The following is a 24,846-nucleotide window of genomic DNA, read 5'->3' as shown; positions in this document are numbered from 1 at the left end:
ACTGACAAATAACCCGAAATAAACATCACTTATTTGTTCGCCAATAACTTTACATTACATATTATAGGATATTATAAAGAGAAATGCAATAATAATTTAAATTTTATTGTTGTTTTTTAACTTTTAGAATCAGGTAATAGCGAAAACTATCTAGAAAGTTTAATGGAAAGTAACAATTTCTTTACCCGTCAAAGATACTCGTCAAATCAAATAGAGAGTGTGGTTATTTTATGAGGATACAAAAAACTAAAGGTGACAATATTTATTATAGAAAAGATGGACGCTGGGAAGGACGCTATGCTATCGGTAGAAAGAGTAACGGCAGGATTAAGTACGGATATGTCTATGGGAGAACATACCAAGCGGTTAAAGATAAGCTGTATCCTTTAAAACAACAATCAGAACGAATGGTTGCGTTATACGGAAAAAGTTTGATGAGTTATGGTGAATGGATTATCCAATGGAAAAAAGATCAGCAAAAAACTGTTAAAGCCTCTACGTTTTCTGATTATTGTTACAAACTTTCTCACTATTTACTTCCTTTTTTAGGAAAACTCCCATTATATCAAGTAACAACCGATAAAATTCAAGAAACAGTGGAATCCTTTATCGAAAAGCGGTTATCTCCAAATAGCATTCAAATCATAGTTTGTTTGCTAAAAAAGACACTGAATGATGCGAAGAAGAAAGGTCTTGTATATAAGAATCCTTGCAATGCCGTGCAATTACCTAAGAGAATGAGGCGAAAAGTCCATGCATTGACCATTGAACAGCAACGTGCATTGATGGAGACGGTAAACCAATGCGATGATGATAAAAGCCAAGCAGTAACATTGGCTCTCAATACGGGAATGCGTATTGGAGAGGTTGCTGCATTGAAATGGAAGAATATCGATTTCTCTAGAGGAGTTATCTCGATCACTCACACGTGCAATCGAATCCAGATCAATCGAGAAACAAAAACGCTACTGAACTACGATTCAGTAAAAAGTGCGGCATCACATCGAATCATTCCCATGAATCAAAAGGTCCGACGATTATTAAAGCGATTAAAAGGAAAAACAACCAGTGATTTTGTCTTTTCTGTCGGAAATAAAGGCTGCGAACCACGATTATTGACTTATCATTTTCATCAATTGCGGAAGCAAGCGAAGCTAGAAAACGTTCATTTTCATCAACTTCGTCATACATTTGCGACCCGTTGTTTAGAAGCTAAAGTAGGAATCACGTCTGTAAGTGCCTTGCTGGGTCATACTTCAACTAAGATGACATACGATGTATATTCCGATTCTATGCCTGAAGACCGCATCGCAGCGGTCTTCGCCATAGAATCACTAGTTGGTTAATTAGTTTTTATTAAATTTAGCCTATTTTTAAATGAAAAAAAGTTAATTGTTTTCGACGGGGTAGAAGAGTCTTGCTCTAACGAGGTAAGCGCTAACATTGAAGGGGATATTTTAAAACTGGCCGTAATCAAAATCCAATCTATTTATTAAGAAAATATTAAGAGTGATAAACATATTTTTTGTGCTTCTGTTATTTAATCGGATGTTCAATTTTACATAGAGCCGTCAAAATAACCCGTCATATAGAGAAGTCGTACCAGTGATACTATCTGTAAAGTATTCCTTTTTTTTATTTAAAACAAGACAATATCTAACCGTTAGAAAATAACTCGTACTGTATAAGTTTACCATTTCTTTTCAATTATTTTCTGTTTTTTTTTGGTATCGATGGCGATTGGCCTTTTGATATAAATCTCAAAAAAATAAAAACGAGGGAGAGATTAAGAGATGAAGAAAAAATTATTTGCAGGCATGTTAGCCAGCGCGACTGTTTTAGGGATGTTTGTAGCAGGTGGCACGGCACTAGCGGCAGAAGTGGATACCACGGATACAGAAGTTGGGATTGGCTTCTCGCTTCACCAACCAGGAGGAAGTGGCGATTTGAAACTTCGTTGGACACCGATCGAACTAGATTTTGGTTCAGCCAATACAGTGAATACAGCAGTTCAAGATTTTGATGAACAGGATGAAGCTGGTGGTGTTCACAAATATGCCGTAGTAGAAGACGCTCGCGACCATACTTCAGGAGATGTAGAGTGGAAACTAACTGCGAAAGTAGCAGATTTAGTGAGTACGTCAAACCCCGCGACGAAATTAGATGGCGCGGTATTGAAATTTGATACGGACAAACATGGCTATCAAGGAACGGTTTCACCAGAAATTGCTGGGATTATTTCGGCAACAGCTTCCCATACGGCAACGATGGCAGCCAACTACAGCTTAACAACAGGTGCTGCAACAGCGACAGAAGTTATGAAAGACGGAGATGTTGGTTCTTCTGTGACTTCATATGAAGGAACAACAGCGATGGAAATGAAAAATATCAAGCTGACCGTACCAGCAAATGTTGCAAAAAAAGGACACCATTATACAGGAGACTTAACTTGGTCATTGGATGACACTATCTAATGAATACGAAAAGAGGAGCAGGAGGGCGTCTCCTCTCCCCTTTTTTATTGGAGGAGGACGCCATGACACGACGTAAAATGTTTAGATACTATAGTTCTTTCTTTCTATTGTTTTGTATTAGTTTGTGCTTTCCATTATTCGCACAGGCAGAAGAAGAATCGCAAGGACCTGCCGGCTATACAGTCGAAAGTGTTCTTCCTGAGAACCAGTTCGATAAGCGAAGAACATTCTTCTATCTAAAAATGGAACCAAGCCAAAAACAAACCATTCAGGTGAAAGTAATCAGCACACAAAAAGAACCCGTAACGGTTCATGTGGCTGTTCATGATGCCGTCAGCAGTTCTGTTGGCGCGATCGATTATGCGCAAGACAAACCAAAGCTGGATAACAGTTTGAAACAACCGATCACGAGCTTTGTCAATGTCAAAGACAATGTCAAAGAAGTGACCGTTAAAAATTATGAAGAAAAAATCGTCGATTTTGAAATCAATATGCCCAAAGATGCCTTTTCTGGTGTCAAATTAGGCTCTGTTCGCTTCTTGCGTAAAGCCGATGATAAGGATAAAAAGAAAACCGGATTAGTACCTGAATATGCACGAGTGATCGCGTTAATGCTGACAGAAGATGAAGAGACCTTCAATCATGGGGCAGACTTGCATTTGAAAAAGGTTGATGTGACTGTTTCTCATGGACGTAAAGTAGTTGCAGCGAATATTCAGAACAATCAACCGAAAGTCCTACAGGATATGAAAATCAACGGTGTGATCAAGAAAAAAGGTGAAAAGAAAACTTTTGTTAAACATGAAATGGAGAAGTTTTCTGTCGCGCCAAATTCAAACTTTGATTTTGAGATCCCATTGGGACTAGAACGTTTCTTGCCTGGTACATATGTTTTTACAGGTACCGCTACGGGAGATGGACGTACTTGGAAATGGGAAGAAGAATTCACCATTGGAAAAGATCAAGCAGATAAGGTTAATGAAGAGACAGTCTATAAAATCTTAGTTCCATCTTGGGTTCCATGGGCTGGAGCTGCATTAGTGATCGCGTTGATTGGCCTGATCGGTTATCTAATTCGCCGCCAAAAGCAGTGGCAAGAACAAAGTCATGAAAGGAAGTGAGGGATGTGAAACGAAAAAAATGGCTGGTACTTTTTTCTGTCATCGCCTTGTTTTCCCCGCTTTCCGTTTTTGGGGAAGAACTGGACGATCAAGTGGGCATTAGTTTTGAAGCAGAACAACCAGTAGATCCTAAAGACCCAACAGATCCGACTGATCCAAAATTACCAAACGAACCTGATCCTGATCCGAAAACGCCGGCACCGCTCGTGGATGTACCGCCGTTGACATTAGGCAGCGCGAAGAACTATTTCCTGCAAGTAAGCAGCAGAAAAAGTTTGCCTAAAACGGGAGAAACCCGACAGACGGGAATGCAGTGGGCAGGACTAGTTTGTGTCGCCAGCAGCTTCTGGCTGTTTCTTTTCACACGACTAAAGGAGGAGGAAGACAATGAACAAGAAAGTTAGTAAAACCCTTGGATTAGTTCTATTACTGATGCCATTGCTTCCTTTTTCCTTAGTTAACGCTGAAACGGTTGATAATGTCCCCATGGGTGAAACCACCCTCAGTACGGTAGCGGATGACCCTTTGAAGGAATACAAAGAAAAAGCGGCTACTCAAGTTTCTACTATAGAAGAAGAGCCGGAAAGTGAACAAAAAAAAGCAACAGAGACCCAATCATCTGAAGATACACCTACAACTGAATCCAGCACAGAGGATGCCCACGAGAATGAGACGAAAGCTAAACCACAACCCAGAGGTGGCGGAATTGGCCCACAGACGATGAACTTGATTGAAGGTGTGGATATTGATGCTGATTTTGCGAAGTTACTACGTGAAGATAAAAATACGACGAATAGTGGTGGTTCTTGGTCTGGATATGGAAAGGCGCAAGATCAATTAACAGATGATGATCTGGCGGACCTATCTACCATACGTGTTGAACGCAGAAGTCTTACAAGCTTAAAAGGTATAGAATATGCGACAAATCTCAAAACTCTTTATTGTTCTAAAAATCAAATAAGTAGTTTTGATATATCATCTAATTCTGAGTTGACTACTCTAGATTGCAGTTCAAATCCACTGAGTAATCTGGATGTAACGCAAAATTTGAAGTTGGAAACTTTAAATTTTGCGTCAAGTCAATTGAATAGTATAGATGTAACCCAAAATCTAAAACTGACTAACCTAAATTGTCGAGCTAATCAATTGAGCAGCTTGGATGTAACTCAAAATTCTGAATTGGTTAGTTTGGATTGCATGTCTAATCAATTGACTAGTCTAGATGTGACACAGAATTCAAAGTTGATTAGCTTATTGTGCGATGCTAACCAATTGATTGGTTTGGATGTCAGTCAAAATTTAGATTTGAGTAACCTTACCTGCATTAATAATTCTATAAATGCTATTGATCTAACATATAATGTAAAGTTATCCAGCTTAAATGTTGGTTGGAACCCAATAACAGATATAGATCTTAGTCAAAATATAAACTTATTAACTTTAAATTGTGAGTCGACTTCTATTAGTCAACTGGATTTAAGTTCTAACGCCAAATTAAAAAATGTAAATTGTTGCCAGTGTTCCTTATTGGTTGATGTCATTCTTGCCGGCGCCAATGATTTAGACAGATTGGATGCAAATTTAAATCCATTGTTGGTTACATTAGATACTAGTCAAAATCCAAAGCTAAGATCCTTATATTGCTACGACAGTGGTATAGCGAATTTAGATCTGAGTCAGAATACGATGTTGCTTAGTATAGAATGTCAAAGGACTCAACTGACGAATTTAGATCTAACACAAAATTCAAAATTGGTTACACTAAAAGCTAATGATAGTAAATTAGTTAGTCTACTCGTATCTGGTGCAGATGAGTTAAATCAAATATACTGTGAAAATAATCAGCTGACTACTTTGGATGTAAGCCAAAATAAAAAGTTGTATTCCTTGTATTGCCAAAATAATAACTTGAAGTCTCTTGTCCTGAATGGGGCGGAAGAATTGTACTTTGTGAATTGTTGGAATAATCAAGTAACTGAGCTTGATGTGAATCAGCTATCAAAATTAAATACTTTAAATTGTGGATCTAATGAACTAACAAGCCTGACCGTAGCGGGCGCAGAGGCGTTAGCAACTTTGCAGTGCGATAGTAATAAGTTGGCTACAATTGATGTCAGTCAAAATCTCGCACTACAGTCATTGGATTGCAATGAAAACAATATTAGTGATATTACTAGCGCATATGGGCTGACTCAATTAAGCATACTAAAGGCTGAGGGTCAACAATTATTATTGCCTGTACCAATTGTTGTGAGTGGTCAAGCAAACGTAGATATTCTAAAAACAACTAATCAGTTAGGATTGACTGCAACAAATGGAACTATTATAGGAAGTCCAATATTAACACCTAACGGAGATATTATTGAACTATCTAATGTTACGAGAGAATCTTTAGAGGGTAGATACTTAAGCTTTAACTATAATGGCTCTCAATTAACAGAAGGAGCTGCAAGTGGCTCTAAGGAGTTTGCGGGAAACATTCAATTTTACTCTGTTAGTGATCTAGCATCTAGCTTGGAACCAAAGGATAAGAAAGTCTATTCTGGGGAGGAAGTTGAGTGGACATGGATTATTACAAATGTGGGTGGAGTGAAATCTGAGGAAATTCGAGCGATCCTTGATTTACCCGTAGGACTGACTATAGATGCAAGTAGTATTGAAGTCGATGGCACGACTGGATCAATAAGTGATCTTGATGGAACCAATAGTCTAGGTGATTTGGCATCTGGCCAAATGATAAAAATTACATTTAAGACAACTGTTACAGGTAATCCAGAGGAATGGTTTGAAGCGAAGGGTGAACTAAAATGGAGAGATGCTACTCCAAGCAGTCCGTATGCTATTCAAATAAAGGGTGGGGCTGTTCAAGTTTTAGATGAAGAACAGACGTATACTCCTAAGGATAGTAAAAACATAGCGATTACTTCTGTTCCTGTATATTTCAATCATGGAATTAGGAGTGTTCAGAATACGGCACAAACGTATGGTCTCGATGCGGTAGATTATCAGACCAACACCAATGTCGTAACAGATGGTTTCTACACTCGAATCAAGGATGACCGTGCGACTAGTGTGGGCTGGAAGTTAACTGCGAAGTTATCTGATTTTAAAGATAGTTCGAATACCTTGATGCCAAATGGTACAGGAACATCGTTGAAGCTGGAGAACCTATCGATTGAGAGAGTGACCGACAGGGATACCCCGCAGGAAACGATTGATCCATCGCCTACTGGTGTGGATGTACCTAGCAGTGTTCAATCAACGGAAACAATCGTTGCTGGACAACCAACTGCAAAGACCTTAGTCACGGCGCAGCCGAATGAGGGTCAAGATACGTGGCAGCTGCGGATGCCCTTTGACAAGATTTCTTTGAATCTACCTGCCAATGCAGGAAAAAAGGGAATAGTGTATAAAGCAAAATTAACGTGGTCATTGGATGACACGCCATAGGGGGAAATAATAAATGACGATTCCAGTTTGGCTGGGGATTTTCGGCGCGATCGCGTTAGGCGGTTTGATCAGCTTTTTACTTTTTTTTATCAAAGACAGCCGTCTACGATTGGAATATGGCAAGAAATCAACAGTGTTATTGGTCGATTGCGGCTTATTGTTTATCATGCTGCTAGCGATCGTTGCCGCAATCTTCTTGTACCTTGATTGGCAAACACAGCTGAATTACTTTTTAGGAAATTAAACTGAAGGAAGTAGGTGTACGCTTACTTCCTTTTAAAAAATAAAAAAGGAGATCATTCGATGAAACCTATTTTGATTTTGACCAAGAATCTAGTCCTGGAACAAGAATTGCAGCAACGGTTGCAGTATCTGAATTACGAAGTATTTTGTACAGTAGAATTATTTGAACGGCTCTTAGTGCAGGATTATCAAGAGGCAGTACAAAAAGAGTGGCTAGAGCAGTTTTTAACATTATATAAGACAGTCATTATCAGCGAAACGATCTCAGACAACGAGATTCAAATGATTCTGCCGGTCCTGCAGACCAAGGATCACATCCTTTTGCGGAAGCTAAACAGTGCGCCTTCTATAAAGGAAGAAGAACAGATGAAAAAACTAGGCATTAATGATTGGATCATCACAGAACACTCGATTGATCATTTGCGGGAACAGCTGTCAGACAAATTAGCGGTTTATCAAAAAGAAGAAGCGAATATCGTGTTCTTCTATCCGAGAAAAAATACATTGGGGGATTTAGACAAACTGAAAAACAGTCTATCTAATCGAGAATTGGTGGTATTGGATTGTTTACTTCAAGCAAAAGGGGAAGTCGTTTCGCGTGAAGAATTATGCATTAGCTTATGGAACGAAGCACCAAACAATTCGCACCTTTCACAGTCATCTGTACTGATAAAGAAAATCAAGATGAAACTAGAGCTGGCTGGTTACGATCCTGAAACGCTTAAAACGATTTGGGGGAGAGGGTATCTTCTAGTGCAAAGCGCATTAACAAATGAATACCTTATGCAAGTGAGATGACCAAGTGCGGGCATCTCTTTTTTTGGGTAAAAAGAAGTATAAGTTTTAAGCGATCAAAAGGTTGATATATCAATCTCTTGATCGCTTTTTATTATATTGGTAAGGATTCAACAAAAATTCAGAATTTCGCAGGTCATGGGTGTATCTGATTATCTGTTGATGACTTAAAGGAGTTATGTTGACTGTTTGTTTTTTCTAAATAAGCGGAAAGCAAAATGAAAAAGGAAAAAAGGCCGCTGATTGAATTGTATGTGGAAGTGAAAATATCTGGAATGTTTACGAGTGAGACAACTTCAGGAATAAAAGGCACAGTGGAATCTTGATAAGTAATCAGAATGAATTTTTTTAGCTCCTCATTTGAAATATCTAACGATTCTAAGTTCTTTAATGTCCATTCATTTGTCAAAGAAACAATGAATATACTATCTGACTCCTTTATTAATGATTGAAGCATTGCTGTGTCAGAGTCTCTTTCCACTTCATAGACGAAAATCCCGAAAGGCAATAATAACTCAGAACATAAATTTGCGGCAATCATGCTATGTACTCCACTGAAAATGGAAACTTTTTTTGAGGCAAGGACTCTTTTTGAGATCCGCTCCATTTGTTTATCGTCAAAACTTTGAAAAAGCTCTCTAAAAAGCAGGTCATTTTGCCTAGAAAAATAATTGATAGATTGTTCCAAGCCTTGCTCTGAAAAAAGATGTTGAAACTGATCAAATAAGTTTGAAGGCTCATATCTTCTAGTATCGTTTTTGAAAGAAGTAAAGCCGTCATACCCCAATTGTTTACAGAACTTTGAAATAGTTGAAGGAGTGGTATTTGCTTGGTAGGCAATCTCTTCGATGGTTACATCTGGAAAATCATCAATTCGATCTAATAATGATTTAGCGATGACAAACTTTGTATCAAATTTCTTTTTATTGAAAATATATTCGATTAATTTTAAATGGATGTATTTATTTTTCTGATTAGTCATGGTTTCGGTCTCCTTATTTATCCAGTATAGCATAGTAAAAAGATGGATACGTTCGATAGAAACGAGCAATTATACTCGTTGTCCAAAAGCGGACAACGGATTTCGTTGAGAACGTTCGAGGCTCTAAATATAATTGGGTTATGGTAATCATGATTATTCAAAAAAAGAAAAGGAGTCGTATTATGGGAGCATTTATGGGCGCAATTGAAGAGAAATTGATGCCGATCATGAATAAAGTTTCAAACCAAAGACATCTGAGTGCAATTAGAGACGGATTGATCATAACGATCCCGTTAACGATCATTGGGGCGGTTTGTTTATTGATACCAACTTTTCCATGGCCAAAAGCCTATGTTGATTTTATGGGAAGTAACGCTGGAATTGTAAACGTATTTATGGTTGTTTACCAAATGACACTAGGCATGTTATCAGTGTACGTATGTATTGGTATCGGCACGAACTTAGCAAAAATTTACAAGTTGGATCAAACAAATGGTGCGTTGAGTGCGCTATTGACGTTTCTTTCAACAATGATCTTTTCAGCATTTGATGAAGGAACATTTCTAAGTACCGCTTACCTTGGTGGCGAAGGGATGTTTACAGCAATTATTGCATCACTGTTAGCAGTAGAGGTTATGCATTTTTGTAAAAAGAAGAACATATCCATCAAAATGCCAGATTCTGTTCCAGCTAATATTAGCGCAAGCTTCGAATTGTTGATTCCTATTATTGTGTCCTCTTTGGGAATTTCGAGCATCGTACATGGCTTAGGATTTAATATCAATAATTTGATCAGTTCAATCGTGACACCAATTTTAAGTGCGTCATCGAATTCGATTTTGTCACCACTGGTTTTTGTATCCTTGACAGCCATCATGTGGTTTTTCGGAATTCATCCTGCTGTTTTGGGTGCGATCATGACACCGATTTGGACTGTGAATGCCACAGCCAATATGGAAGCTGTTATTGCCGGAGCAAGCATTCCGAATCTTGGTGTCCAACCATTTGTCTTCACATTTTTATGGATCGGTGGTGGCGGTGGAACATTGGCTTTGTGTCTACTAATGTGTTTTTCAAAAAGCAGTGCATTGAAAAGCTTAGGCAGGTTAGGGATCGTTCCGAGTTTCTTCAACATCAACGAGCCGATTCTATTTGGCCTGCCGATTGTACTGAATCCTATACTGATTGTTCCGTTCTTTTTGGGACCAATTATTTGTACAGTCATAACTTATGTTGCCTTTAAAACGGGAATCGTTGCAGGAATCGGTTACCCATTCGCAGCGGCATGGAATTTTCCATCGTTTATTTCTGCACCGATAGCGACCGCCAGTATCACAGGACTCTTACTTGTGATTGTGAATTTCTTGATATATCTGGCGATCTATTATCCATTTTTCAAAATATACGAGAAAAAACAATTAGAAATAGAGACAGGAGAGAATGTATAGATGAAAAAAAACAGTAAATCATTTCCGCAGAATTTTTTATGGGGAGGAGCAGTTGCTGCCAACCAGCTTGAAGGCGCTTTTGAAGAAGGTGGGAAAGGATTGTCGGTAGCGGATATCAACCGCTTTAGAGATGATGTCGAGGTAGAGAAAAAAGCGAATACGGAAGAAACTACAGCGGATATACTTTATGCAATCAATGATAAAGAAGGGCATTATCCTAAAAGAACCGGAATCGATTTTTATCATACCTATAAAGAAGACCTTGCTTTACTCGCAGAAACAGGAATGAAATCGTTCAGAACATCAATCAGCTGGGCTCGGATTTTTCCCAATGGTGATGATGCGGAGCCCAACGAAGAGGGATTGAAATTCTATGATCAATTGATTGATGAAATCCTTAACCAAGGGATGGAACCGTTAATTACCGTCTCTCATTATGAAATGCCGTTGAATTTAGCTTTGAAATACAATGGTTGGCATAATCGAAAGTTGATTGATTTTTTTGTTAACCTTGCGACGACTCTATTTGAACGTTATAAGGGAAAAGTTAAATACTGGATTTTGGTCAATCAAATTAATTTAAGCAGTTTTGAATCCTTCAATCACTTAGGCATTCCAGCTGACAAAGTAGATAAATTAGAAGAAGCCAAATTCCAAGGTGTGCACAATGAAATGGTCGCCTGTGGCAGAGCAACAAAGCTTGCTCGAGACATCGACTCAGACATGAAAATTGGGATGATGACTTGTTATTCTGCAGCATATTCGAAATCACCGATGCCTGAGGATAATTTAGCTGCATTGAAATTTAGTCAAATTTCTGAGTATTTCTACTCTGACGTTTTGGTTCGAGGGAAATATCCAAGCTATATGTATCGTTATTTTGAAGAAAATTCTATTGATTTAGTCTTTGGTGAAAATGACGAAGAGGATCTGAAAAATACTGTCGATTTTGTATCGTTCTCTTATTACTATACTCGTATGATCGGTGAGGGAGATCAAGCCTCAGAAAGAAATCCTAAATTAAAAACAAACGAGTGGGGGTGGGGCTATGATCCGATCGGTCTAAGAATTGCCCTGAATAATCATTACGATCGTTACGGGTTGCCAATAATGATCACAGAAAATGGCATGGGTTTTTATGAGAAGCTTGACGAAAACGGCACCATCCAAGACGATTACCGAATTGATTTTTTACGTATGCATATTGAGCAGATGAAGGAAGCGATCTATGACGGCGTAGAATTAATAGGTTACTATCCATGGGGGCCGATTGATCTAGTAAGCTGTTCGTCCTCAGAAATGAGTAAACGTTATGGATTCATTTATGTGGATATTGACGATTATGGTAAAGGAAGTGGAAAGAGATACAAAAAAGCCAGCTTTGATTGGTATAAAAAAGTTATCGAAACCAATGGTGAGCAGCTTTAGGGGCTATGCTAATCCAATTATTGGTATGGAAGTCCGAGATTTAAGACGGGCTTCTTTTCAATTTTTCTGAACCCCATTTGAACTAAAGTTCATTCGTTTTACGTAGTTTTTTTCAGTATTATATGGCTGATTAATGAAATTCAGATAGTAAAATAGATGATAATTATTTGGTCTACATCACGTATAAAATTTTCAAAAAATGCATTTGAAATATAATTCACCAATATAGTTATAGGCCCCTTTTTATTTTAGGTTTAAAAATACAATTATCATTTTTTGTCTTTTTTTGTCTTGACACAATAAAATTCGCAAGCTATACTTAGCGCGAAGTTGATTAGAATGTGAGAACGGCATTGAATTTCGTTCTTTCGTTGTTAAAAACTTGAAGTTGTGGGAAAAACTATTCGATTGAAAGGGTGAGTATTTTGACAGCAAAAGTTAGATTTATTGGGGCAGGAAATATTGTCCAAGCAATTCTTGGTGGTGTAGAAAAAGGCGGTGTTTACGCGAATTCAGAGGTTGGGATCTTCGATGTTTCAGAAGAAGTGCGGAACGGTTTTCAAGAAAAAGGCTATACAGTTTATGAATCAATCCGCTCACTAGTTGATAAAGCACCTGTGGTAGTCGTAGCAGTAACGCCTCAGGTAATTGATCGCATCATTGCTGAACTAAAGAGTGCATTATCAGAGGAGACGGTTATTCTTTCTGTTGCTGCTGGGATCAGTACAGACTGGTATAAGGAGCATATAGGGGAATCTGTCAAAGCAGTGAGCTGTATGCCTAACTTAACTGCTCAGGTTGGAATGGGTGCATTTACTGTTTCGAGATCATCTGCTGTAACAGCTGAAGACTTTGAGAAAGTTTATGACTTTCTTTCTAGCTGTGGGATTGTCAAAGAGATTTCTGAATCATTAATGTGTGAGGTAGTTCCGTTGAATGGATCTTCGCCGGCCTTTTTCTATCGGATGGCAAAGGTTGCTGTAGATGCAGCGGTAGCTATGGGGTTTGATCAAGACACTGCTCTCCAATTGTTTGCCCAGACAATGAAAGGCAGTGCGGAAATGTTGATGAATTCTGGATCAACACCTCAAGAATTGGAGGATCGTTTGCGTTTAGCTGGTGGTACGACCTTGGCTGCGTTAGATAAAATGGATGAACTAGGCTTTAACCGAGCTTTTGATGAAGGAATCAAAGCCTGTGTGCAACGTTGTAGGGAATTGAGCGAAGCTTAAGAAGCTGGGGAGCACTTTGCTACTAAAAGTGCTCTTATTTTTTTGCTAATTTCCCATCTATCTCAAATATTGCTTTCATAGAAAGCGTAGTCTATAATATTATAATGCTTACACTTGCGAAGAATAACCTAAGAGATGGGATATGAAGTAATGACAGATTATCAAATGATGGGAAAAAAATTAAAACAATTACGTAAAGAAGAGATGCTGACTCTTGAACAATTATCTGAAAAAGCTGGTATATCCGCAGGCTATATAAGTAAGATCGAACGAGGGACAGTCAATCCTTCAGCTAAAAATATTCAAAAGATTTGTTTCGTTTTAGGAATAACCGCAAATGAATTAATGATCGATAAGGAAGAATCAGAGAAGCTTACAAATGAGAACAAGAATAAATCATATATCTTAAAAAAAGAGGAACGTCTACCAATTTACGGGATGACGGATGTATTAAGCTTTGAATCCCTGTATGAAGAAAATCCTCATTTTAAGATGAATGTGATGACGATCTCTGGAAATATGAAAGGTGAGCATTATTCAGTACACAGCTATGATGAATTTGGTGTTGTCGCAAAAGGAAAACTGGAATTGATTTTAGAGGACACTGACTCATATGTACTTGAAGAAGGTGAATGTATCATGATTCGAGCGAATACAAAACACGCGATCACCAATTCATTCGATGATGAATCAATCAGTTACTGGATCGAAATAGGCGAATTTTAAACAATCAAGAGGCGCAGAAAGGTATATACCTTTCTGCGCCTCTTTTTACGTTAGAGGAATCATACGCTCGAATTTTCTCTCTTTATTCTGTCAAAAAGATTTGTTATAAAAAATTGAAAATAAAAAGCTTTTTGAATAGAAATAGAGCGCTTTCTGAGCGCTTTTTCAGCACCTCTAAATGACAAAATAAGATATTTATCTTTCTTAAAGGAAAATTTATCTTGTTAAATGATTCTCAAGGTGGTATCTTATTGGTGAGAAAATAATGCGATCGCAGCAAAAATAGAAAAGAGAGATTGGAGGAAAATTCTGTCATTATTCGAAAAGTAATTGGAGGATAAATAGTAAAATCAACAGATAGACTTTTTATTGAGGTTCTTAAAAATTAGTGTGGACTCTATTGCTCAATGGTGAACTTGTAAACTTTAAAATGGTGAAAACTTCTCACGGCTAAGCTTTAAATGAATCGCTTATGAGGGTTGAAAAATGTAGAAATTATGATGATTAATTGGAGGAAACAGGAATGACAAATAAGTCTTATATGACACGTGTAAATCGCTTGAAAGATCGAGTAATGAGCACACGTCCAGAAATGGATCTAGAAAACGCAGTACTTCTAACTAGAGGATTTCAAGAATCAGAGGGAGAACCATTTGTGGTTCAAAAAGCTTTTGCTTTTCGGAAGCAATGTCTGGAAAAAACAGTAAAAATCTGGGATGACGAGTTGGTTGTCGGAAATTCCGGTAGTAAACAAAGAGGCGGCTTGCTTAATCCGGATACTTGCTGGTCTGTATTAGAAGATGAGTTAGATACGATTAGTACACGGGAATACGACCCGTTCTATTTAACTGATGAGGATCGGGAGCGTTTTAACCATGAAGTTAAGCCCTATTGGAAAGGTAAGTCAACCTTTGAAAAATGGTTAAAACAAATTCCAGAAGATACGAAAATTTTACGTGACTGCGGCGTCCTTTACATCAATCGGAAGGCCGTTCGTGGCTGGGGTGAAACGACTGCTGGTTATGAGCTGATCATCACTGAAGGAATCGAAGGAATTCAACGACGAATTTCAGAAGTTCGAGCAACGTTGGATATCACGAAACCAGGGCATTATGACAAATTAACGTACCTGCGTGCTTTAGAGTACAGTGCAGATGGCGTACTTCAATTATCTAAACGTTATGCAGCGGAAGCAGTGCGGTTATCTGAAGCGGAAGCTGATCCGAAGCGTAAAGAAGAACTTCTAGAAATCGCAAAAATTTGTAAACATGTACCAGAAAAACCTGCCAGAACATTCCGTGAAGCCATCCAATCACTGTATTTCTACCAAACATGTATTTTCATGGAACAAAATGCAGCCAGCTATAATCCAGGTCGGATGGACCAATACTTGTATCCTTTCTATAAAGCTGATGTAGAAGCGGGAGATTTAACAGAGGAACAAGCGCAAGAATTGCTGGACTGCTTATGGGTGAAATTCAGTGAACCGTGTCTTTTCCAAGATGAGGTCACTGCCCAATTCTCCGCAGGCTATCCAATGTTCCAAAATGTTTGTGTTGGCGGGGTCGACGAGAACGGGATGGATGCAGTCAATGATCTTTCCTACATGATCCTACAGGCAACGATGGATGTTCAATTATATCAACCGTCTCTATCCGTTCGTTACAATATGGCCCGCAATCCGAATTCATTCTTGAAAAAGGTCGTTGAGCTGATGAAACTGGGTACCGGATTCCCAGCTTTCCACAGTGATGAAGTGGGTATCCAAATGATGTTAAGTAAAGGGATTCCTTTGAAGGAAGCTTATAACTGGAATCCATGTGGTTGTGTGGAAACGAATCTAGCCGGGAAGCAGCGCTGCTACACCTCTTATGCGGATTACAACTTAGGTTCGATCGTTGAGTTTGCTTTGAATGATGGTGTGAGTCCGAAATACGGAGTGCAAGCATCTGCTAAGACAGGTGATCCTCGTAGCTTTGTTGAATTTGATCAGTTCTTAGACGCGATCAAAGAACAAATCCGCTTTGTTATCAATGCGATGGTAGCGGGAAATCATGTGAATGACGACATTTGTTTGGAACGTGTTTGTCCAGCCTTATCGATGACTTTTGAGGAATGTATTACGAATGCGAAAGACTATGCATGGGGTGGAGCGAAATACAATATTGGTAATGGGCTAGATGCGATTGGCGTTGCTGATTTGATGAATAGCGTTTCTGCTGTAAAGCATTTGGTCTATGACGAAAAATCACTCACAATGGATCAGCTGTTGGAAGCAGTCAAAGCCGACTTTGTTGGTTATGAAGAAATCCAAGAAATGTGTATGGAAGCTCCTAAATATGGAAATGACGACGATGACGTAAATAAACTAACGGGTGATCTATTCACGTATATTTCAGATTTGATCGAATCCTACGATAGTAAATACGGTCACATGACTGCTGGTATTTTACCAGTATCAGGAAATACGCCGTTTGGTCTAGAAGTTGGTGCTCTGCCATCCGGTCGAAATGCAAGCTTGCCATTGGCGGATGGTGTAAGTCCAAGTGCAGGGACTGATATTGAAGGAATGGGCGCGATCATCAAGTCTGTATCGTACGTGCCGCATGCTCGGTTTAACCAAGGAACCTTGTTGAACATGAAGTTAGATCCTGTCTTCAATCAGAGTGAACAATCAACACAAGCGTTGATGGGCTTCTTGAAGAGTATGTGTTCATTAGGTGTATTCCACGTCCAATTCAATGTGATCGATCGTGATGTTCTATTAAAAGCCCAAGAAAGTCCAGAAGATTATAAAGGACTGCTGATTCGGGTTGCGGGGTATACAGCATACTTTGTTGAGCTGGGTAAAGAGGTACAAGACGATATCATTTCACGTAGTGCCCATGTCGCAGTTTAACACAAAAAAATAGGGAAATATCTGTTGGCAAGTAGTTCGCAGTCCGCCAATTACTGCCAGCAGATTTTTTTGAAAGGGTAGAATCTCAGTGGCGAAAACAGCACAAATTCTTAGAATAGAAAAAATTTCACCCAATGATGGTTTGGGGTTACGAACAGTGGTCTTTTTCAAGGGTTGTCCGTTGCGTTGCCAGTGGTGTTCCACGCCAGAATCACAAAAAAAGACACCAGAGCTGTGTTTTAATGCCGCGACAGGGAAAAAATGTATCTATGGCAAACAAATGACTTTAGCTGAAGTGATGAAGGAAATCGAAAAAGACGAGATCTTCTATCATCATACCGGCGGCGGTGTGACTCTGAGTGGCGGGGATGTCTTAGTGCAGGCGGATTTCGCTCGTGAAGTTCTGATTCAATGCAAAGAGAACGGACTTCATACTATGGCGGAGCTGGATATGTATGGCAACTATCGGGAGGCAGCGAAGATATTACCATATCTGGATGGCTTCTATATTGATTTGAAAAATATGGATGACGCTGATCATAAAAAATGGACCGGTGTCAGTAATAGGACGATTTTAGCAAATACTATTCAGGCAGCGAAGGATTGTAAGGATAAGTCACTGTGTATCCGAGTACCATTGATTTGGGAGATCAACGATTCCTATGAGAATATTCTAAACACAGCAGAATTTTGTGAGAGCTTAGCTACCTGTGATGAATTGGAATTTCTACCGTATCATCGTCTAGGACAAGCGACGTACGATAATTTACAACGAGATTATCCGTTGAAGCATCTTCCGGCGATGAGCTATGAAGAAGCGTATGAGCGCGTTTCTTTCTTGAAAGATTTGGACCTGTCTTTTCCAGTTAAGATAGCTGGAAAGGTAATTCAGCAAGAAAAGGAGAAAGTGTTATGAGTGAACAGCCGAAAAGTAAAGGCAAACGCAACCTGATATTATTGATACTTAGTTTGATCGCCGGAATGGTATTCTTGACACCCTTATTACGTTTTAGTTTTTATGATCAGATGAAAGTGGCTTTAGGTTTGACCGATATTCAGTTAGGGACGATTGGTTCGATTTATGGCATATTCAATGTACTTTGCTATGCACCGAGCGGATTTCTAGCAGAAAAATTCAGCACCAAGAAGTTGCTGCTTGCTTCAACGATCGGTATGACAGCGACAACCATCTGGTATTTCCTGTTACCAGGATTTACATCATTATTGATCATCCATGCCTTGTATGGTGTGTTTAGTGTGGGGACATTTTGGTCACCTTATTTGACCGCTATTCGGCAGCTTGGTTCGGAGGAAGAACAAGGTCGAATCTATGGCGTTAGTGAAAGTCTGCGAGGGATCGGTCAAACCTTGATCGCGATGGGCTGCTTAGCAGTTGTAGCATTGTTCAGTTCAGAAGTCGCTGGTTTTCGAATGTTGTTAGCGATCAATGCGGTCGTCTTTGCTGTATTGACGGTGGCTGTAATGATTTTCATGCCTAATGAAGAAAAGAAAACAGCTGGAAACACTGGCGGCGTAAAAACAAAAACCTCATTCAAAGACAGTGTAGCGTTCAAAACATTAACGAGTTCTTCAACATGGATTTGTATTTTCGTTATTATGTGCGGTTACGCATTGTGGCACACAGTGAATGGGTTTATCGGGACTTATTGTACGCGAGTATTACATCTTACTCCAAGTGTTTCCAGTACGCTTTCGATCATTAGAAGTTACATCATTGTCTTTGTTGCTGGATTATCCGGTGGGGTGATCATTGATAAATTCAAGACAAAAGGTCAGGGAATGATGCTGGTCTATGCAGGACTTGCGATCAGTGTCGTAGCGATTTTCTTTACTAGTACATTAACAGCCGTTTGTATTGTAGCAACAGTAATTTTGTCCTATATGACCAATGTTATCAAATCAACGTATTGGTCGATTTTAGGAGATGCAGGTATCCCTGTAGAAACGACTGGAATGGCAACCGGATTGATTTCATTAATCGCTCTGACACCAGAGATTTTTGTTCCGCCTGTAGTAAGTCGTTTCATCACATATGGTGAAAGCATTGGCAATGTAAAATTAGGATTCGATATGATGCTGGTCTGGTTAGTTGTTTGGGCAGTATTAGGTGTCGGCGCTTCATTGATTTTGAAAAAACGTAAAGAAAAAATTGATAGTATCAGTGTCGATAAAGCTATTAAAACAGAAGCAGAAGTCGCTTAAAGCGATGAAAAATTTTCTGGATCAAATAACGCAAGGTTTTCTAGCTTTTAGCTTGGAGCCTTGCGTTTTTTAGAAGAATCCTGGAATTAATCTGCAAGCTGTTGTCAGTAAAGAATATACTGCAAAAAATGAAAGGGGAAATTATGACTAAGAAGCCTAAATACCAGTTATACAAGGTTGGTTTTTATACAGCATTAGCAATTTTACTTTTGGAAATAGTTTTTGGTATTTTTTTCCAAAAAGAATTTGGTGCTTTATTGAGTAATGCCACGTATTTTGTTGGCGATAATTTTGGCTGGTTTATCAACTCATTATCTCTTTTGGCTGTTATATTAGCCGTGGTAATCGTTCTGTTCAAATTTGGCGATATTAAAATTGGCGGGCCAGATGCCAAGCCCGATTTCAAATTTCATAATTGGTGCTTCATGGCTATTTGCGGTGGGATCGGTTGCGGTGTACTCTTCTGGGCGCTCGGTGAACCGATGTTTCACTATATTCAGCCGCCAGTTTCAGCAGGAGTTCAGAGTGGTTCTAGGCAGGCGGCGATTTTCGCAGTTAGTCAAGCGATGTTCGATTGGACATTTGTCCAATATTGTCAGTACGCATTATGTGGAGTCGTTTTCGCATTGATTGCTTATAACTTGAAAAAAGATTTATCCTTTGGCTCCTTGATCGAATGTTCATTTAAACGGCGTATTCCTTGGTTGATGGCTGCCGTTCATATTATTGCAATTTTTTGTTTGGCAAGTGCGGTATCAAATTCGATGGGAGCCGGATTATTGCAACTCGGTGCGGGTGTGGAAAGTCTCTTTGGTTTAAAACAAGGACCAGTATTATGGCTATTCTTAGCGATAGGAGTAGGGCTCATCTTCATTTTGACCTGTGTTGCCGGAATGTCAAAAGGGTTAAAAAATCTTTCGAATGTCACGATGATCATATTTGCTTGCCTGTTGATTTACATTCTATTAGCTGGAGACGCGGTGTTTATTGGAAAAATCAGTACAGAATCAGTTGGGTACATGTTCGATAATTTTTTTGGGATGGTCACACACAATAATACCTTAGCGCCAAAGGATCAATGGGCAAACGAATGGACAATTACTTTCTGGAACTCTTTTTTTAATTACGCCCCAGTAATTGGCATGTTTTTAGCACGTATGGGAAAAGGTCGAACAGTTCGCCAATTTATGTTGGTCAACATCCTAGTTCCGTCTATTTTTTGTATTATTTGGATTGGTATTTTTGGAGGTATGGCTATCAATGTTCAAGCGACTGGTCAAGTAGATATTTGGGAAATGATCCAATCTCACGGGATGCAGACGACCGTTTATCAATTTCTAGGAACGCTTCCATTCGGGAAAATAGCGATGTTCATATTTTTAATAGCAGTTATCTGTTCATTCTGTACGTTAGCCGATCCGATGTGTTCTGTTCTTGCAACATTATGTGTATGTAAAATGCAGATCGATGATGAACCGCCAAGAAAAATTAAGATTTTAATGGGCATTCTTGTCACGTCTATTGCATACTTGCTTCTTGCCTCAGGAGGAATGGAGGCAGTCAAAGGACTTTTGAATATCGGAGGTCTGCTGATGTCGATCCCTACGATGTGGTGTTTTGTTGAGGTATTTCGTCAGTCATCCTATCTGCTTACATTGAGAGGATCTGTTCTTTTAAACAAACAGAAGGTGGACAATGCTGAGTTCAAACTTGAGAATAGAGCGACGAAGGGAAAAGAAGGTTTAGTATTGAGTAGTATTAGGAAATACAATAATGATAGTAAAGTACACTGACTGAAACTTTAGCACGCCCTCTGTAGCTCACATTTTTATAAATAGTAGGTTTTTTCTTTGGCGGAATAATCGGAATGGGGACTTTTTTAGGAGTGCTTGTACAAGGTTCTATGATTGAAAGTTGGTAGACAGATATTTACAATAAGTACCTCAACAAAATGACAGAATAAGCCTGTTTATTCTAGAGGATTGTTGTCGATTTTCCACTGAAAAACCACTATCAAAACATACGCCCCCCCTTACGACTAGAACTCGCAAGGGGGGGCGTATGTTTTGAAAACCACAGGCCGAGCTTATGGCTCAGACAGGCTTCCAGGAGAATGGCGTTTTTACAAAACGTTTAAAAAGATCGCAGAACAAGGGTTCCACGCCCTTTAAACATGGAGGATATCAAGGATTTATGATTCAATCATGGCAATTAATAGTTGAAAGAACTCTTTAAAGGAGCTTTGCTCAGAAAGAATGTCTAAATTTTTTTTATTGCTAAGGATACTAATTAATAATTCAAAGACTTCGCTGAATTCTTTTTTATCCTCCTTTGTAATTCCTAAAAGTAGAATCAAAGAAACAGCTTGCTTTCCCCAGGATATAGGGGACGTTGTCGTGGCTACCGCAATGAAACTTTTTTTGACATTGTTAGAAACCATGGAGTGTGGAATTGCGACACCTTTGTAGGCTGTTTCTGACATAGTCTCACGTTCATAAATATCTTCTATATACAAGGCATTCGAATATTTCTTCTTTACAGAAAGTTGAACTAAGGCATCAATCATTTCCTTTTTTTTCGTAATTTGACTATCTCCGACAAATAGTTCCGAATTAAGAAGTTTATTCAATTGTGCGATAAGCTTTTTAGTTTTAATTTTGGAACGTGTCTCCAAAATCTTATGATTGATAGTTAATAAATCTTCCTCTGAAAGGAAAGGTGATACTGTAACTACGTTTTTGATTGTAGGATCAAGGGCATTACTTATTATCATTTGAACATTATCATTTTTACCGTCTGCATAAAGCATTTTAAATTCATAAGTAGATAGAGTACCTACAATAACAAGTTCTTTTTGAAATCGTTCTTTGATTTCTCGTTCAAGCGAATCTTTCATTTGATAATAGTCTGGTGTAACGATTAATGTACGTAATTTATTTTTGTTCATTTTACGTTCAAAATAGCCACCCACGTGAAAAGCTAAGAAGGCGATTTCATCTTCATTAATCTTTATTCCGAAATTTTTCATGATTTCTTGAGCCATACTAACTGCTATATCATAGATTAATGGGTATTCACTTTGAATTTTCGCTGTTAATGGGTTTCGGATAGTGTAATTATTTTCGACTCTTTGAAATAAATTATTTAGATGTATGGTGTACTGCAATTGAAACTCACGATCGAAATGATCAAGGTAGTATTCATTACAGATCATTGTAATTACACTTTCTGAAAATTCAATAATTGCAGGATCAATATAGTCCTCTAAAGAGTCCAAGTCCATGTTGTGATAATCTATAGCAGAAATATTATTTTGAACTAGCAAGTAGATATTTGCACGTTCGTGAGGATTAAGCGAGATTGAAAATTCATCTTCCATGTAGTGGTATAGATCCACTATCAAGTTTGAATAAATTTTCGTTTCTTTTTTCGAACTGACGATTTCATATCCAGCTTTTATTCTGTCAATCATGATAGTTAAATGTACAATGAAGTTATCTAAGACATAGTCATTCATGTACGTTTGATTTTTTTCAAAAATATTCTTGAGGTCATGTTTCATTGAGTTCAATTCATATTTAGAATGCAATAAAGAGTGGTAGTTTGAAACCGCAAAAAAATCAAAAGACTGTTGCTTAATCAATGAACGCATAAAAGCTCTTTTCTTAGTTTCAGTTCCATTAATTGTGATCATTTTATTTTTTTTAATTAAGTCTATTTGAAATCTAGCTAGTTGCTCACGAATAATTTCCAAATCTCTATCCAATGTGGCTTCACTAACGAATAGTAGATTGAACAACTCGGTTATGGAGATGCTATTTGAAGACAAAAGCAATGTTTTCGCCAATAAAAATTGACGATCTTGCGGATTTGATAAAGAAAACTCACTTTTTTCCTTCATACTTACAGACTGACTAAATTGATTCTTATCAATCTTGTATCCCTTATGAGAAGAGAGAATTATCCGTTTTTTCTTATTAATAGACTGTATGTATTTTCTGATTTGGCGAGTGGAGACATTTAACAAGTCAGATAACGATGAAGCATTGACATAGGAATTTTCATGTTTCATCAGAAAATCAATTAACAAGTCCTCGTTTTTCTTCATTAAAATATCCCTCCCTACGAGTTCGTTATTAGATATAATTATAGTACAAAAAAATCCCTCAATTTTCTAATCTATGGAGTTCCTAACTATAGGAACTTCTTCGATTGGAATTAAAATTTTTTCTTCTCTAGAATAAACTTATCAAATACGAAGGAGTGTTTTTTATGAAAAAAATAATGTTATCATGTGGCAGCGGTGCATCCAGCGGTTTTTTGGCGGGGAATGCACGCAAGGCGGCATCTGAAGCAGGAGTTGAATTTGAATTTTTTGCCAGAAGCGATTCAGAAATTGAAGATTTTGCAGATGAGATTGATCTTTTATTGATTGGTCCGCATTTAGCATATCTGGAGTCAGAGCTTGCTGAAATCGTTGCTCCATATGATGTACCTATTAAAATAATACCACAACAAATATACGGAAAACTTGATGGCAAGGCACTGTTAGATTTTTCACAAAAAAATATGAAAAAATAGGTGGAAAATATGAAAAAATTTATTGAGTGGATGCAAAATGATTTTTCTTCTAAGGTTAATAAAATTGCTAGAAATCCTTGGGTTGCTGCGATTCAAGATTCATTATTAAGTGCGATGCCAATGATTTTTATTGGATCATTTGCCACGATTTTAACATTAGTAAAAGAATATATACCGGGATTTCCAGATGTGACACCTATAAGTGATTTCTCTTTTGGGTTGTTTAGTTTGTTCTTGGCTTACTTAATTCCTGAAAATGTGATGTTAAAGAAGAAACATCGTAACACTAGTAAACAAGCAGGTTTGGCAGGATTAGCATTTTATTTGATGATTATTTCGCCGATATTTGATGAAGCAGGTAATATGACAATAGTCTTCGCAAATCTTGGCGCAGGTGGTATGGTCGCAGCTTTGGTCGCTGGTATTTTCGTAGGATTTATAATGAACTTATTTGCGAAGTTTTCCTTTTTCAAAAAGGACACGACTATGCCCGATTTTGTTACTGTTTGGTTCAATACCTTAATTCCAATTATTGTCATTTTAGTAGTAGGTTGGGTGTTCACTATTGTACTTAGTATTAATCTTTTTGATTTAGTTTACGTGATTCTATCACCGCTGATTAGTTTGGGACAAAGCTTTTGGGGCTTCGTACTTATTTCATTTTTGGGATATGCATTCTTTTATACTTTTGGTATTTCAAGTTGGATTATGTATCCAGTGGAGATTGCAATCGCGTTGCCAGCAATTTCTGAGAATATGAGTGCGGTTGCAAATGGAAATGAACCGACAAATATTTTTGTGAATGAAACACTGAACATAGTAACAATTGGCGGCGGCGGATCTACTTTAGCGCTATGCATAATGCTGGCCTTTCTATCGAAATCACAAAAAAATAAATTGATCGGTCGAACTGCGTTGATTCCATCTATTTTTAATATAAATGAGCCTTTAATTTTTGGAGCTCCAGTAGCGTTTAATCCGATTTTGATGATTCCAATGTGGATTATGGGTTTTCTTGCACCAGCATTAACTTATTTAGTAATGAAAATAGGACTTGTTCAAATTCCATTTAATACTTTTGAATTGTGGTATATCCCTACACCGATTCAAGCCTTTTTCTCTACTCATTCATTTATGGCAGTCCTTTATGTGTTCATCCTATTTGCGATTTCATGGATTATCTATTATCCATTTTTCAAGATTTATGATAATCAAAGTTTACAGGAAGAAGGAGAATAATTGCT

Annotated in this window: 19 protein-coding genes; 17 read left to right on the top strand and 2 right to left on the bottom strand. The window is 38.1% G+C overall.

Going from position 1 to position 24,846, the window contains the following annotated elements:
- The first annotated feature begins 230 nt into the window (after nucleotides 1–230).
- The 7 genes from IGI38_RS15145 (at nucleotide 231) to IGI38_RS15115 (ending at nucleotide 8,086) form a co-directional block, all read left to right on the top strand.
- Nucleotides 231–1,346: a tyrosine-type recombinase/integrase gene (locus tag IGI38_RS15145; protein WP_438732138.1), complete on the top strand. Its 1,116-nt coding sequence runs from the start codon at nucleotides 231–233 to the stop codon at nucleotides 1,344–1,346.
- Nucleotides 1,347–1,793: 447 nt separating this feature from the next.
- Nucleotides 1,794–2,474, top strand: a complete 681-nt coding sequence (locus IGI38_RS15140; RefSeq protein WP_438732136.1) for a WxL domain-containing protein — start codon at nucleotides 1,794–1,796, stop codon at nucleotides 2,472–2,474.
- 62 nt (nucleotides 2,475–2,536) lie between these two features.
- Nucleotides 2,537–3,595 (top strand): DUF916 and DUF3324 domain-containing protein, encoded by a 1,059-nt coding sequence (locus IGI38_RS15135; protein WP_438732134.1) that lies wholly within the window; start codon nucleotides 2,537–2,539, stop codon nucleotides 3,593–3,595.
- 5 nt (nucleotides 3,596–3,600) lie between these two features.
- Nucleotides 3,601–3,999 carry an LPXTG cell wall anchor domain-containing protein gene (locus IGI38_RS15130; RefSeq protein WP_438732132.1) on the top strand — a complete coding sequence of 133 codons (399 nt, stop codon included), beginning with the start codon at nucleotides 3,601–3,603 and terminating at the stop codon, nucleotides 3,997–3,999.
- On the top strand, nucleotides 3,983–7,045 hold the full coding sequence (locus IGI38_RS15125; RefSeq protein ID WP_438732130.1) for a WxL domain-containing protein: 3,063 nt from the start codon (nucleotides 3,983–3,985) through the stop codon (nucleotides 7,043–7,045). The genes IGI38_RS15130 and IGI38_RS15125 overlap by 17 nt, the downstream gene beginning before the upstream one ends.
- Nucleotides 7,046–7,058: 13 nt before the next feature.
- Entirely contained in the window at nucleotides 7,059–7,289 is a 231-nt protein-coding gene (locus tag IGI38_RS15120) for a hypothetical protein (RefSeq protein WP_438732129.1), read from the top strand.
- Nucleotides 7,290–7,348: 59 nt separating this feature from the next.
- On the top strand, nucleotides 7,349–8,086 hold the full coding sequence (locus IGI38_RS15115; protein WP_438732127.1) for a winged helix-turn-helix domain-containing protein: 738 nt from the start codon (nucleotides 7,349–7,351) through the stop codon (nucleotides 8,084–8,086).
- Between the two features lie 133 nt (nucleotides 8,087–8,219).
- On the opposite strand, the gene IGI38_RS15110 is transcribed toward IGI38_RS15115, so the two are convergent.
- Nucleotides 8,220–9,065, bottom strand: coding sequence for a MurR/RpiR family transcriptional regulator (locus IGI38_RS15110; protein ID WP_438732125.1), 846 nt, complete (start codon nucleotides 9,063–9,065; stop codon nucleotides 8,220–8,222).
- A gap of 182 nt (nucleotides 9,066–9,247) precedes the next feature.
- Between IGI38_RS15110 and IGI38_RS15105 the strand changes: the two genes are divergently transcribed.
- The 8 genes from IGI38_RS15105 to IGI38_RS15070 all read left to right on the top strand — a co-directional run bounded on the left by IGI38_RS15105 (nucleotide 9,248) and on the right by IGI38_RS15070 (nucleotide 20,814).
- On the top strand, nucleotides 9,248–10,513 hold the full coding sequence (locus tag IGI38_RS15105) for a PTS sugar transporter subunit IIC (RefSeq protein ID WP_438732124.1): 1,266 nt from the start codon (nucleotides 9,248–9,250) through the stop codon (nucleotides 10,511–10,513).
- Complete coding sequence (locus IGI38_RS15100; protein ID WP_438732122.1) at nucleotides 10,514–11,941, top strand: glycoside hydrolase family 1 protein; 1,428 nt, start codon at nucleotides 10,514–10,516, stop codon at nucleotides 11,939–11,941. It abuts the gene before it with no gap.
- Between the two features lie 425 nt (nucleotides 11,942–12,366).
- The gene (proC, locus tag IGI38_RS15095; protein ID WP_438732120.1) at nucleotides 12,367–13,173 is read left to right on the top strand and encodes a pyrroline-5-carboxylate reductase; all 807 of its coding nucleotides are present in this window, start codon (nucleotides 12,367–12,369) and stop codon (nucleotides 13,171–13,173) included.
- A gap of 135 nt (nucleotides 13,174–13,308) precedes the next feature.
- Nucleotides 13,309–13,899: a helix-turn-helix domain-containing protein gene (locus IGI38_RS15090; protein ID WP_438732118.1), complete on the top strand. Its 591-nt coding sequence runs from the start codon at nucleotides 13,309–13,311 to the stop codon at nucleotides 13,897–13,899.
- Nucleotides 13,900–14,422: 523 nt separating this feature from the next.
- Nucleotides 14,423–16,798: a glycyl radical protein gene (locus IGI38_RS15085; protein ID WP_438732116.1), complete on the top strand. Its 2,376-nt coding sequence runs from the start codon at nucleotides 14,423–14,425 to the stop codon at nucleotides 16,796–16,798.
- Nucleotides 16,799–16,886: 88 nt separating this feature from the next.
- On the top strand, nucleotides 16,887–17,714 hold the full coding sequence (locus IGI38_RS15080; RefSeq protein WP_438732114.1) for a radical SAM protein: 828 nt from the start codon (nucleotides 16,887–16,889) through the stop codon (nucleotides 17,712–17,714).
- Entirely contained in the window at nucleotides 17,711–19,021 is a 1,311-nt protein-coding gene (locus IGI38_RS15075) for an MFS transporter (RefSeq protein WP_438732113.1), read from the top strand. The genes IGI38_RS15080 and IGI38_RS15075 overlap by 4 nt, the downstream gene beginning before the upstream one ends.
- Before the next feature lie 143 nt (nucleotides 19,022–19,164).
- A complete protein-coding gene (locus tag IGI38_RS15070) occupies nucleotides 19,165–20,814 on the top strand; it encodes a BCCT family transporter (RefSeq protein WP_438732111.1) in 1,650 nt (549 codons plus the stop codon).
- Nucleotides 20,815–21,212: 398 nt separating this feature from the next.
- Here the strand turns inward: IGI38_RS15070 and IGI38_RS15065 are convergent, their stop codons facing one another.
- Nucleotides 21,213–23,129 (bottom strand): BglG family transcription antiterminator, encoded by a 1,917-nt coding sequence (locus IGI38_RS15065; protein WP_438732109.1) that lies wholly within the window; start codon nucleotides 23,127–23,129, stop codon nucleotides 21,213–21,215.
- 164 nt (nucleotides 23,130–23,293) lie between these two features.
- Between IGI38_RS15065 and IGI38_RS15060 the strand changes: the two genes are divergently transcribed.
- Complete coding sequence (locus IGI38_RS15060; RefSeq protein WP_438732107.1) at nucleotides 23,294–23,602, top strand: PTS sugar transporter subunit IIB; 309 nt, start codon at nucleotides 23,294–23,296, stop codon at nucleotides 23,600–23,602.
- Nucleotides 23,603–23,611: 9 nt separating this feature from the next.
- Nucleotides 23,612–24,841, top strand: a complete 1,230-nt coding sequence (locus tag IGI38_RS15055) for a PTS sugar transporter subunit IIC (RefSeq protein ID WP_438732105.1) — start codon at nucleotides 23,612–23,614, stop codon at nucleotides 24,839–24,841.
- The last annotated feature ends 5 nt before the right edge of the window (nucleotides 24,842–24,846 follow it).

The sequence above is a fragment of the Enterococcus sp. AZ128 genome (assembly GCF_051714485.1).
In the GTDB taxonomy this organism is placed as follows: domain Bacteria; phylum Bacillota; class Bacilli; order Lactobacillales; family Enterococcaceae; genus Enterococcus_A.
Note: the sequence above shows the minus strand (reverse complement) of the source record. Positions and strands in the feature narration are given on the sequence as shown.